Annotated in this window: 11 protein-coding genes; 4 read left to right on the forward strand and 7 right to left on the reverse strand. The window is 61.8% G+C overall.

Features of this window, described 5'->3' with window-relative positions; translation table 11 throughout:
• A partial coding sequence (locus AC1D1Z_RS15465; RefSeq protein ID WP_477851081.1) for an ABC transporter substrate-binding protein occupies positions 1-827 on the reverse strand: 827 nt, incomplete at its 3' end.
• A gap of 287 nt (positions 828-1,114) precedes the next feature.
• Here AC1D1Z_RS15465 and AC1D1Z_RS15470 point away from each other — a divergent pair.
• A complete protein-coding gene (locus tag AC1D1Z_RS15470) occupies positions 1,115-1,609 on the forward strand; it encodes a flavin reductase (RefSeq protein WP_018242181.1) in 495 nt (164 codons plus the stop codon).
• A gap of 32 nt (positions 1,610-1,641) precedes the next feature.
• Positions 1,642-1,959: a TfoX/Sxy family protein gene (locus AC1D1Z_RS15475; protein ID WP_018072246.1), complete on the forward strand. Its 318-nt coding sequence runs from the start codon at positions 1,642-1,644 to the stop codon at positions 1,957-1,959.
• On the opposite strand, the gene AC1D1Z_RS15480 is transcribed toward AC1D1Z_RS15475, so the two are convergent.
• From AC1D1Z_RS15480 to AC1D1Z_RS15500, 5 genes are all read right to left on the reverse strand, one after another.
• Positions 1,960-2,382, reverse strand: a complete 423-nt coding sequence (locus tag AC1D1Z_RS15480) for an NUDIX domain-containing protein (RefSeq protein ID WP_018242180.1) — start codon at positions 2,380-2,382, stop codon at positions 1,960-1,962.
• A 7-nt stretch (positions 2,383-2,389) separates the two neighbouring features.
• Positions 2,390-3,952 carry a DEAD/DEAH box helicase gene (locus tag AC1D1Z_RS15485; RefSeq protein WP_130759583.1) on the reverse strand — a complete coding sequence of 521 codons (1,563 nt, stop codon included), beginning with the start codon at positions 3,950-3,952 and terminating at the stop codon, positions 2,390-2,392.
• A 138-nt stretch (positions 3,953-4,090) separates the two neighbouring features.
• Positions 4,091-5,410, reverse strand: coding sequence for a peptidoglycan DD-metalloendopeptidase family protein (locus tag AC1D1Z_RS15490; protein WP_130759582.1), 1,320 nt, complete (start codon positions 5,408-5,410; stop codon positions 4,091-4,093).
• Between the two features lie 105 nt (positions 5,411-5,515).
• Complete coding sequence (locus AC1D1Z_RS15495) at positions 5,516-6,343, reverse strand: ferritin-like domain-containing protein (protein ID WP_047621263.1); 828 nt, start codon at positions 6,341-6,343, stop codon at positions 5,516-5,518.
• Entirely contained in the window at positions 6,340-6,813 is a 474-nt protein-coding gene (locus AC1D1Z_RS15500; RefSeq protein WP_018242176.1) for a peroxiredoxin, read from the reverse strand. Before AC1D1Z_RS15500 ends, AC1D1Z_RS15495 begins: the two co-directional genes overlap by 4 nt.
• A gap of 125 nt (positions 6,814-6,938) precedes the next feature.
• Between AC1D1Z_RS15500 and AC1D1Z_RS15505 the strand changes: the two genes are divergently transcribed.
• Both AC1D1Z_RS15505 and AC1D1Z_RS15510 read left to right on the forward strand, forming a co-directional pair.
• A complete protein-coding gene (locus tag AC1D1Z_RS15505) occupies positions 6,939-10,337 on the forward strand; it encodes a hypothetical protein (protein ID WP_477851086.1) in 3,399 nt (1,132 codons plus the stop codon).
• A gap of 222 nt (positions 10,338-10,559) precedes the next feature.
• Positions 10,560-10,880: a hypothetical protein gene (locus tag AC1D1Z_RS15510; RefSeq protein WP_130758798.1), complete on the forward strand. Its 321-nt coding sequence runs from the start codon at positions 10,560-10,562 to the stop codon at positions 10,878-10,880.
• Positions 10,881-10,940: 60 nt separating this feature from the next.
• On the opposite strand, the gene tyrS is transcribed toward AC1D1Z_RS15510, so the two are convergent.
• Positions 10,941-12,197, reverse strand: a complete 1,257-nt coding sequence (gene tyrS, locus AC1D1Z_RS15515; RefSeq protein WP_477851088.1) for a tyrosine--tRNA ligase — start codon at positions 12,195-12,197, stop codon at positions 10,941-10,943.
• Positions 12,198-12,254 lie beyond the last annotated feature (57 nt).

The raw sequence follows: 12,254 nt of genomic DNA on the forward strand, positions 1-12,254 counted from the left end.
CCGGTAGAACGGCGTATTCCCGGTAGAACGGCGTATTCGGGCAGGGCGACAGCGCGCACGCCTTCATTCAGCGGCAGCGGCTGGTCGGCAGCGCGCATGGCATCGCCGCCGAGGATGGACAGCGGGATATTCTCAGCCTTGGCATCGCGGGCGATGACGGCGACGTCGTTGCGGTCGCCGCCGATGAAGACCCTGGTGGCACCGGCCCGTTTCAGGCGGCGGACAAGGGCAATCTGCTGCTCCTGTCCTGGCCGGTAGGTATCGGTAAAGACCGGCTTCAGGCCGTTCTGCTCCAGCGCATTGCGCACCGCTTCCGTCAGTTCGCGGCCATGAATGGTGCCGTCCTCGATCAGGGCGATCGGATCGGCGGCCCAGTCCTTCAGGATCGCCTCGATGATCTTTGCCGCCTCGGCACCGTCGGCGGGTGCTGCCCGGAAGAGCGGCCAGCCGTTCTTCAACGCATCCTCCATAAGGATGCGAGAGCGCACCGAGACGGTGATCGCGGGAATGCTGGCGTCCTTCAGCTTCGGCAGCGCGCCTTCGAGCGTTTCGCTACAGAGAAAGCCGATCGCGACCTGCACCTTGGCATTGACAAGCGCATCGGCGACCGCAGCACCGCTATTGTCCTCGCAGGTCTCGTTGATGGCGACGAGGGTATTTTCTGACTGCTGAATCTCGAAGCCGGCACCGGCGGTAATCTGGGCGCCGAGCAGGGCGAGCGGGCCGTTCTGGGGGGCGACGACGCCGATTGTCACGCCGGCCCCATGGCCTTGCGCCGCCGCTCCCAGCAGCGCCAGACAGGCTGCTATGCCACGCAGGTTGATCATGAAAGGCGGAGATCCCTAGCCATCGTCCATGCCCTTTTATCCGCAAGGCCGCGATCGTCAAAGAAAAAACAAGCGCAACACAGCGCTTTTCACCGGTCCTATTGTAGAAAAGGTAACCGATGCTCGCCATATTGGCGCGATAGCAAGTCGAACTACAGCGCCGCGCGTCCTTTCAGGCGCGCAAACGACGCTGTAGCACTTTGAATGGCTGCATAATTTTGTCCTTAAATCGATTCCGATTTAAGGATTTATGCAGTAGGCAGAATAAGCGCGTACGGGAGAAGCAGGTGTTGAACAGGCAGCATATCGACCCTGGCCTTTATCGCGATGCCATGAGCCGTTATGCCGGCCATGTACAGCTCGTGACGACGGCGATGGGCGAGCTGCGCCGCGGCGTCACCATCACGGCCGCCTGCTCGGTTTCGGACAATCCGGCCTCGGTGCTGGTCTGCCTCAACAACACCAATCCGAAGAACGAGATCTTCTTTCGCAGCGGCATTTTCGCGCTGAACACGCTCGGCGCCCATCATCAGGGCGTTGCTGATGCCTTTTCCGGGCGCACGTCGCTTGCCAATGACGACCGTTTCGCCAGCGCCCGTTTCGAGATGCTTGCCACCGGCGCGCCCGTGCTCGCCGACGCGCTTGCCGCCTTCGATTGCCGGGTGATCGATATCAAGGAACTGCCGACGCACAACGTCATCTTCGGCGAGGTCGCGGCCGTCCGTTTCAGCGAAAAACACCCGGCGCTCATCTATCTGAACCGGGATTATCACGCGCTGTGATTGGAGTGGCCGGGATTTCGAAGGAATAAAGAATGGACAATGCCGGGATCGAGGAAATGTTTCAGGGGCTTGGCCCCGTTACGGTCAAGCGCATGTTCGGCGGCAAGGGCATCTATCATCTCGGGCGCATCATCGCGCTCGAAGTGCGTGACGAGATGCTGCTGAAGGCCGATGAGACGAGCGCCCCGGAATTTGCCGCGGCCGGCGCCACCCAATGGACTTATGAAGGAAAGAACGGCAAGCCTGTGAAGATGCCCTATTGGTCGATCCCCGACGAGGCCTACGATGATCCCGATCTGATGGCGAAATGGGTGCGGCTTGCCTATGAGGCGTCGCTTCGCGCCGAATGACTAGCCGCGTTCGGCGGTCGGCAAGGCTGCTATGGCAGCCTTGGTGAAGGCCGACAGCGGCTCGGGCAGATCCGTCAGGGGAAACCAACCGAAATCCGAAAGCTTGTCCGGTTCGGTCAGTTGCGGCTCGCCGTCGACGTCACGGGCGAGATAGAGGATCGAAATCCAGTGCTGGCGATCGGCCTCGATGATCTGCTCGCTCATGCACAGGCGCTCGATGCGGCCGATCGTCAGGCCGGTTTCCTCTTCGGCCTCGCGGCGCGCAGCTTCCTCAGCCGGCTCCATGTGATCCACCTTGCCGCCGACGATATTCCAATAGCCGGCTTCAGGTGGACGCATGCGTTTGTAGAGAAGGATCCTGGCGTCGCGCAGAATCACCAAGCCGACGCCGAGACCCGGAAAATCAATACCGGGCCTGCCCATCGGAAGTTCAGACCTTGGCGCTGCCGGCGATCAGCATGAAGGCGGGGATATCGTCTCCGAAGCCGATCGGGGTCGGGCCGTCGTCGTGATCGCGATGACGGCGGCGGTCGCGGCTGTCATCATTTGCCGGGTAAGGCCGATTGTTACGCGCATTGTTCTGCGGCTTCTGCTCTGCTTTGCGCTCGTTCTTCACGATGTCGGCCTTTACTGGTGCTGCTTCGATCACGTCTACGCCATTATCCTGGATGTGGTTGTCAGATTTATGACTCGCAGCGCTGCGACTGCCGCGTCCGCGGCCACGATCCCTGTCGCCATTCTCTCTCGGCGCGCGATCTCGGGCTGCGCCATCTCTGGCACCACGCTCGCGGCTGTTGCGCCGCGGGCGTTCAGTTTCCCGGCTTTCTTCTGCCGGTGGCAGGGAATTCAGGTCGCCGCTCAGCCATTCGACCTTTTCGCCGATCAGCTTCTCGATGGCGTCGACAAATTTGGTATCGCGCTTGGTGACCAAGGTGAAGGCGGCACCCGAGCGGCCGGCACGGCCGGTGCGGCCGATGCGGTGGACGTAATCCTCGGAATGGATCGGCACGTCGAAATTGAAGACGTGGCTGACATCGGGAATGTCGAGGCCGCGGGCGGCGACGTCGGAGGCAACCAGAAGCTGCAGGTTGCCGTCGCGGAAGCTTTGCAGCGTCATCGTGCGGGAACGCTGGTCCATATCGCCATGCAGGGCGCCGACGGAGAAGCCGTGGCGTTCAAGCGACCGGAAGAGATCGGCGACATCCTTCTTGCGGTTGCAGAAGACGATAGCGTTCTTGAGCTCGGTCTGGGCGCGGACGAGTTCGCGCAGAACCGCTCGCTTCTCGTAATCCTTGCCGTGCGAAGCGACGAAGCGTTGCGTCACGGTTGCAGCAGCGGAAGCCGGCTTTGCGACCTCGATGCGCTCTGGATTCTGCAGGAAGCGGTCCGCGAGCTTCTGAATCTCCGACGGCATAGTTGCCGAGAAGAACAGCGTCTGGCGGGTGAACGGGATCATCTTGGCGATGCGTTCGATATCGGGGATGAAACCCATGTCGAGCATGCGGTCGGCCTCGTCGATGACGAGGATCTCGACGCCGCTCATCAGCAGCTTGCCGCGCTCGAAATGGTCGAGCAGGCGGCCGGGCGTGCAGATCAGCACATCGGCGCCGCGCTCGAGCTTGCGGTCCTGGTCCTCGAAGGAAACGCCGCCGATCAGAAGGGCGACGTTAAGGCGGTGGTTCTTGCCGTATTTCTCGAAATTCTCGGCGACCTGAGCGGCGAGTTCGCGCGTCGGTTCGAGAATCAGCGTGCGGGGCATGCGCGCACGCGCACGGCCCTTCTCCAGAAGCGACAGCATCGGCAGAACAAAGGATGCCGTCTTGCCAGTGCCGGTCTGCGCGATGCCGCAAATATCGCGGCGCTCGAGCGCAAACGGGATGGCGCCCGCCTGAATAGGCGTTGGGATCGTGTAGCCCGCGTCCGTAACAGCGGATAGCACTTTTTGGCTTAAGCCAAGGTCAGCAAATGTCGTCAAAGGGAAAACTGTTTCCATTCCGTTCGGCCGAGCTCTGAACGAGTCGGCGGGATTGCATGCCGCAATGCAGCGCGACATAGCCCCGAATGGCCGGCAAGTCAAGAAATAGAGACGCCGCACCCATTGCAGAGTGAAGCGTTGGTTACCGGGCAGGAGTTACTTGATATAGGTGGCGAGTTTAAGGCCGGCATTCATGAAATATACTGGATCGACCGCGTGGCCGTCCTGGCGCACTTCATAATGCAGGTGCGTGCCCGTCGAGCGGCCGGTGCTGCCGGCAAGGCCAATGACGTCATCGCGATCGACAGTGTCGCCGACCTTGACCAGAACCTGGGACATATGCCCGTAGCGCGTCGAGATGCCGTTGCCGTGATCGATCTCGACCATGTTGCCGTAGCCGCCGGTCCAGCCGGCCGAAATCACCTTGCCGGGGGCCGTCGGGCGGATCCTTTCGCCCGGCGAAAAGCGGAAGTCGATGCCGGAATGGAGCGCGAGGCGGCCGAGGAAAGGGTCGCGTCGATTGCCGAACGGGCTCGTCACGTCCTTGCCGATAGCGGGATTGCGGAAAGGCAGGGATTCGGCGGTGCTGCGCACCTCTTCGAGACGGGTCAACGCGCCGTCGAGTGCGACCAGAGAATTGTTGAAGTCGTCGTTGCTTTCGGGCTCGACATAGGGGCCGCCGATGGCATCGTCATCGTCTTTCTTGGCGGCGGTCTCGGGCATCGGAATCTTGAAGCGGGTCAGCACGGTCTCGATAGCGTTGGCGGCATTGCCGGCATCGCTCGTCAGCTGTTCGACACGGCTGCGCTGGTCCTGTTCGACATCTTTCAGCGACAGCGTCACCTTGGAGAAGATGCGGTCGGCACGGTCGCCGACCGTGTCGGTCGCCGGCACATAGGCAAGCGTCGAATTGTCGGGCGTCGCATCGGCGGGCGCGCCGCTTGCCAGCTGTTTCTCGATCGCCTCGATGCCGCCGCCGGTGAGTGAAGCACGCTTGTCCTTGATGTCGGGGGCATAGGACTGAACGGGCGAAGACGGCGCAGGCAGGGCGCCATCTTTTTCCGTCAGGCCGGAGCTTTCGGCCCGGTCGAGCAGATTGTCGAGTTTGCCATGGCGGGAGGTGAGCGCCATCTGCTGCTCCATCAGCTTGTCGACCTTGTCTTCGACCACCTGCTGGTCGAGAAGCTGGCGGGAGGTGATGCGGTCGACCTGCGCGCGGAGGGCAGCGATGCGGTCTTCATAGTCGTGCTGCATGCGGGCCTGGCGGGCCATGGTGGCGCCGATCAGGTCGTCGCGCAGCACGAGATAGGACGTGGCCAAGAGGTAGCCGATCGAGAACACGCCGACGAAGCAGAAGGCCACCGCAGCCATCCAGGGCCGGACCGTCATATGGCGAACCTTGTCACCGCTTGCCAGGATGAGGATATGTTCCTGTGCCCGCCTGCCGAATACCCGGTGCTGATGTCCGCTGTTCACGCAGGCTCTCCCGATTGATGCTCTACGCCTCTTTCGGAAAATTAGACACTGTTATGGTTAATGAATGCTTTCATTGCCGCCGTCGCATCATAAATTTCAGTGACTTCAAGCGTGGCTGATCGATGCCAACGATCTGTAGAAGGACGGCGTCAGCCCGGCTTCGGCGCGGGCAAGGTCGTTGAAGGGCGGCTTCAGCGGTCCGCGGAAATTGGCCCGTACCAGCTCCTGGAAGGCTTTTGCCGGGTCGCGTTTCTCGCGGGCGCAGAGGAAGCGGAACCATTTGGCGCCGACGGCGACATGGCCTTTCTCGTCGTTATAGATGACGTCGAGGACATCGGCACTTTCGAGATCGCCGGTCTGGCGCATCTTTGTCTGCAACGACGGCGTAACGTCGAGGCCACGGGCTTCCAGAATCAGCGGCACGACGGCCAGCCTTGCCGTCAGGTCGTTGCGCGTCGAATGGGCGGCCTGCCAGAGCCCGTCATGCGCGGGTAGGTCACCGTAATCAGCACCGAGATCCTTGAGCCTGGCGCGCACCATGCGGAAATGCTTCGCCTCCTCGAAGGCGACCTGCATCCAGCCGTCGAAAAAGGAATTCGGCACCTGCTCAGTCGCGAATCGCGCAACGATATCGAGCGCCAGATCGACGGCGTTAAGCTCGATATGGGCGATGGCGTGGAGCAGAGCGATCCGTCCTTTGAGCGTATGCAGCGAGCGCTTCTCCACCTGGGTCGGCGGCGTAAGCACCGGTTTGTCGGGCCGGCCGGGCCTGTCGGGCAGGGCTGCATCGAGTGGCGAGCGCAGCGACACCCGGCGGGCGAACCAGCGGGTGGCGCTTTCCTGCGCAAGTGCCGTCTTGCGGTCGAGATCGGCCGAGCTGATCGCATCGATGGCGCCGCCGCGCAGCGAGCTTATCGCCAGATGCCCGGTCACGCCGCCAGATTCCTCACGGCCTCGAGTACGGTTTCGGCATGGCCCTGCACCTTCACCTTCTGCCAGATGGTGGCGATCGTGCCGTCCTGGCGGATCAGGAAGGTGGTACGCTCGACGCCCATGAAATTGCGGCCGTACATGCTCTTTTCCTTCCAGACGCCATAGGCCTGCAGCGTCGTCTTTTCCTCGTCCGAGGCAAGCGCCACCGAAAGACGGTGCTTCTTGATGAACCTGTCATGGCAGGCGGCCGAATCGGGCGACATGCCGATGACGGCAGCACCGGCCGCTTCGAACTCGCTTGCTAACGCGGTGAAAGCCAATGATTCTGCGGTGCAGCCCGTCGTGTCGTCCTTGGGATAAAAGAACAATACGAGCGGCTTGCCGTGGAATTCGGCCAGCGTGACGCGGCCGCCGCCGTCGCGGGGAAGGTTGAAATCAGGGGCCGAGACGCCGATGCCGGGAACCGCCATTGGGAAAACCTTTCTTTTGCCGGGTTTGTGGATGACACTTTCTCTCCCCGAATTATATAGTGGACGGATACCCGTCCAGCATGGCCGGGTTCAATTCTTCACTTAAAGGGAGAGCCCGAGGGCGCATGTCAGCCATCCGCGGCGAAAAGGTCACGTTTCGCAAGAAGGATATCGTTGCGCTGGACCGCTTGCCGTCCGCCCAGGCCGAGGATCCGATCATCGTTCATTGCCCACCGCCGCGTTCGCCGATGCGCCGCACGGCGAAGCTGACCTCAGGATTTCTGGGACTGATTCTCCTTATTCTCGCTGGCATCGTTTTCACCGTCGAGAGCGGCATGTTCGACAAGCCGCTGTCGCAGCAGGCTCAGGCGGCGCTGAATGGTGTGGCCGGACCGCGCTACCGCGCCGAGGTCGGCTCCACCGTCATCCGCTTCACTTCGGATTTTCGGCTGGCGCTTGAAGCGCGCAACGTCAACATGATCGACGAGGAGAGCGGCCAGCACCTGTCGACGACGGGTTCGGTGCGGCTGGGGCTCGATCCGCTGCAGCTTTTCCGCGGCCGCATCGCCGTCGCGGATATCGAAGCGGAGGATATCGCGCTCGATACCGCGCTTCTGCCCTCCGGCAATCCCGTCAAGCTCGATGATCTGCGCATCGACGCCGTACCGGGGGCGATGGAGAGGATCTTCTCGCAGTTCGACATGTTCGACAGCATTGTGACGCGCGGCTCGACGAATTCGGTGCGCATCTCCGGCATCGACATCAAGCTTGCCGATACCGCCAACGGTCCGCTTTCGCTTGTCATCGACAATCTCGTCTTTGCCCATGCCGGCCCGTCCTCGTTGCAATTGACCGGCGAAGTCGCGCTCAACGGCGAGGTGGCAGAGCTCGACATGCTGGCCGAGAAGGAAGACGGCCACGTGTCGAAGGTCGTGGCGACGCTGAAGCATGCCGACCTCACGCCCTTTGCGCTGAAACGCAACGATCAGGGCGTGATACGGCAGGGGCTCAGCGCCTTTGTCGACCTGACGGTGTCGGCCACCAGAGCGCGCGATGGGGTGCCGCCGGCGCTTGCGGCGACGATCGACATCGATCCTGGCCAGATCTATGCGGATGGCGATCCGCAGGAGCTGTCGGGCGGCCAAATCAATCTCGTCTATGATTTCTCCAAGCAGACGCTCGAGATCGCCAGGTCGAACGCCCGATTCGGCGCGACCACGCTTCCCATCAACGGCGCGCTGATCGATCTCGACAAGCTCGACCCGCAGGCCGGCAAAGGCTTCGGCATCGACCTGCTCGTCAGCGGCGGCACGGCAGCCCCCGGCGGCTCCGGCGAGCAGCCGCTCTCCTTCGACATCCAGGCGACGGGACGCTACATGGTCGCCGGCCGCGAATTCCAGTTTCCCAACATGACGGTTTCCAGCCCGCTTGGGGCGCTCTACGGATCACTTGATGTCAAGCTCGGCGACAAATCACCGGAGATCAGCTTCGCCGGCCAGTCGTCGCAGTTGCAGACGATAGCGATCAAGCAGCTCTGGCCGTTCTGGATGGCGCCCAAGGTGCGCAACTGGGTGCACGGCAATCTCTTCGGCGGCACCGTCACCAATGCCGCCATTTCCGTCTTCATTCCCTTCGGCAGGCTGGACGAGGCAGCCGGCGGCAAGGGATTGAAGCTCGACGCCAACCAGATCCGCATCGGCTTCGACATCACGGGTGCGCGGATGAACGTCGCCGGAGACATTCCGCCGATCCGCGACACGTCAGCACATTTCGACCTGACCGGCCCGGTTGCGACGATCGCGATCAAGAGCGGCACATCTTATTTCCCCTCCGGCCGGTCCGTCGGTCTCGGGCAGGGCACGTTCATCTTGCCTGCCACCTACGATAAACCTCTGATGGCCGATATCGATCTTGCGGTCTCCGGAGCGGCGGACGCCGTTGGCGAGCTTCTGACCTACAGGCCGATCCGGGTGCTGCAGCGCGCCGGCTTTACGCCCGACGATCTCAAGGGCCGGATCGAGGCGAATGTGAAGGCGCATTTCGGCCTGCTCTCCTCGCAAAACCCGCCGCCGGCCGAATGGACGGCGGCAATGAAGCTCACTGATATCGATCTTGCCAAGCCGTTTTCCGGCCGCACGATCAKCAATCTCGACGGCACGCTGAACGGCAATCCGAAACGGATCACGCTCGACGCCAAGGCCCAGATCGACGGTGTCCCGGCCGATATCGATCTTACCGAACCGGTCGAGGCATCCGACACGGCGGTGCGGCAGCGGGTGATCACCGCGACTCTTTCAGAGGACCAGCGCAACAAGCTGATACCCGGCCTTTCCGGCATCGTCGGCGGCAGCGTGAAGATGGTGCTGACGCGGATCGACGACGACCGGCAGGACGTCCAGCTCGACCTCACCAAGTCGCTGCTCGAACTGCCTTGGATCGGCTGGTCGAAGGGCAGCGGCATTGCCGCCACGGCCGAATTCGAAACGTCCGGCCCGGCCGACAATACCCAGATCAAGAATTTTCGACTGAAGGGCGATGGTTTCGGCGCCAACGGATCGCTGAACATTGGCAAAGGCGGGCTGATCTCGGCTGATTTCGACAGCGTCAAGCTGTCCTCGCTCGACGATTTCGCCCTGTCGGTGAAACGCAGCAAGGGCAATTTCGACGTCTCGGTCTCCGGCGACAGCGCCGATGCGCGGCCGGTCATCGCGCGGTTGAAATCGGGTTCTGACGGCGATGGTGATGGCGATGCCGGCGACACCGGCGTATCGGTGCGTGCCAGGTTGAAAAACGTCATCGGCTTCAACGACGAGAAGGTCGGCAATTTCCAGGCGCAAATATCACTGCGCGGCGACAAGCTGCAGACGCTCAATTTTTCCGCCGTTACCGACAGCGGCGAGGCCGTGGTCAGCCAGATGAAGGACGGYGGCGTCATCAACATCACCAGCGGCGATGCCGGCGCGGTATCGCGTTTCGCCGATCTCTATCAGCACATGCAGGGCGGCCTGCTTAATCTGGCGATCCGGCTGGGGGCAGAGGGCGGCTGGGATGGCTCGCTCGACGTGCGCCGCTTCGCGATCGTCAACGAACAACGCCTGCGGTCGATCGTTTCGACACCTGTCGGAAATGAGCAGCGCAGCCTCAACGAAGCCGTCAAACGCGATATCGATACCTCGTCGCAGCGCTTCCAGCGCGGCTTTGCCCGTGTCGTCTCGCGTAATGGCATGGTCGGCATCGAGAACGGCGTGCTGCGCGGCGACCAGATCGGCGCAACCTTCCAAGGCATCGTGCGCGATCGCAAGGGCAACATGGACATGACCGGCACCTTCATGCCGGCCTACGGCCTCAACCGGCTTTTTGCCGAACTGCCGCTGATCGGCGTCATTCTCGGCAATGGCAGCGACCGCGGCCTGATCGGCATCACCTTCAAGCTGACAGGCAAGTTCGACCAGCCGAACCTGCAGATCAACCCGCTGTCGATCATCGCGCCTGGTGTTTTCCGCCAGATCTTTGAGTTCCAGTGAGGCGAGTGAAGCCGGGAGGTCGCAAATCCCGGCAGGTGCAAAAAGTTCCGACAAAGCGTCCGGTGTGTGACTTGTTGCCGGATCGCAGGAGAGAAATGCGCAAGTTCGTCCTCGGCAAGGCCAAATCCGACCTATCCTGACAAGTCCGACATTGATGCTTTGCCTATTTTAGGGAAATCTGATGTACTATATTGTCCCGGCCAGGAAGCAACGGCCGGTGCAATGTCGGAGGATGCGATGCAGTGCGCCCGGACAGTTTCTTTCGCATCGGCCGCCATGATGGCTGTGACAATTGCCGACACTTCGCTTGCCGCGGAAAAGGTTGTGCGGCTGAAGTCGCAAGAGGCGGTCATCCGTTCGGACCACGTCCTCATGGTTCCCCTCGACGCGATGATGACGCCGCCGATCTTCTCGATCAGCTGGTGGTCGCGGGTGAAGCCCGATGCAAGCGTCGATCCGCCGGCTATCTTCTCCGAGAGACCAAACGAGATGACGCGGAATACCGGCGGGGAGCTGAATGATCTTGCTCGCCGACCCGAATAGTGAGGCAAAGAAAAAGCCGGCGGGGCGCCGGCTTTGGTATCTGTTCGGATGTAAAGCCGCTTACGCCGCGCGGCGGATCAGGATGTGTTTCTTCTTACCGAGCGAGAGCTTGATGATGCCGTCGGCGGTGATTTCGCCGCTGCCGATCATCTTGCGTTCGTCGCTGACCGCCTCGTCGTTGATGCGGACTGCGCCGCCCTGGACGTGACGGCGTGCTTCGCCGTTCGAACCGGCAAGGCCGGCACGTACGATCAGCGACAGAAGGCCGATGCCAGCGTCGAGCTCGGAGGCGGGCACGTCGACCGACGGGAGATTTTCCGAGAGACCACCTTCCTCGAAGGTCTTGCGTGCCGTTTCGGCAGCCTGTTCAGCGGCCTGGCGGCCGTGCAGGATTGCCGTCACCTCGGTCGCAAGGATCTTCTTGACCTCGTTGATCTCCGAGCCGCCGAGTGCGGAGAGACGGGCGATTTCATCCATCGGCAGCGTGGTGTAGAGCTTCAGGAAGCGCGAGACGTCGGCATCCTCGGTGTTGCGCCAGTACTGCCAGAAATCATAGGCCGAGAGCATGTYGGCGTTCAGCCAGACAGCGCCTGTTGCCGACTTGCCCATCTTGGCGCCGGATGACGTCGTCAGCAGCGGCGATGTCAGCGCATAGAGCTGCTGTGTCCCCATGCGGTGACCGAGATCGATACCGTTGACGATATTGCCCCACTGGTCCGAACCACCCATCTGCAGGCGGCAATCGTAGCGCTTGGCAAGCTCGACGAAGTCATAGGCCTGGAGGATCATGTAGTTGAATTCCAGGAAGGACAGGGACTGTTCGCGGTCGAGACGCGTCTTGACGCTGTCGAAGGACAGCATGCGGTTGACCGAGAAGTGCTTGCCGACATCGCGCAGGAATTCGAGGTAGTTCAGCGAGCGCAGCCATTCGGCATTGTTGATCATCAGCGCGTCCTTCGGACTGTCGCCGTAGTTCAGGTAATTGGAGAAGACGCGCTTGATCGAAGCGATGTTGCCTTCGATCGTATCTACGGTCATGAGCTGGCGCGCTTCTTCCTTGAAGGAGGGATCGCCGACCATGCCGGTGCCGCCGCCCATCAGCGAGATGGCGCGATGACCGGTCTTCTGCATCCAGTGCAGCATCATGATCTGGATCAGCGAGCCGGCGTGCAGGCTGGGCGCCGTCGGATCGAAGCCGATATAGGCCGTCACGGTTTCCTTGGCGAACAGGTCATCGAGGCCGCTTTCATCGGAGACCTGATGAATGAAGCCGCGCTCTTTCAGCGTGCGGAGGAAATCGGACTTGAACTCGGACATGGGTTTCGTCTCTTGGTGTCTGCGCTACCCCGTGTGGGCCTCACGCAAGTTCGTTGT

This window comes from Rhizobium sp. P1_E1, assembly GCF_056406015.1.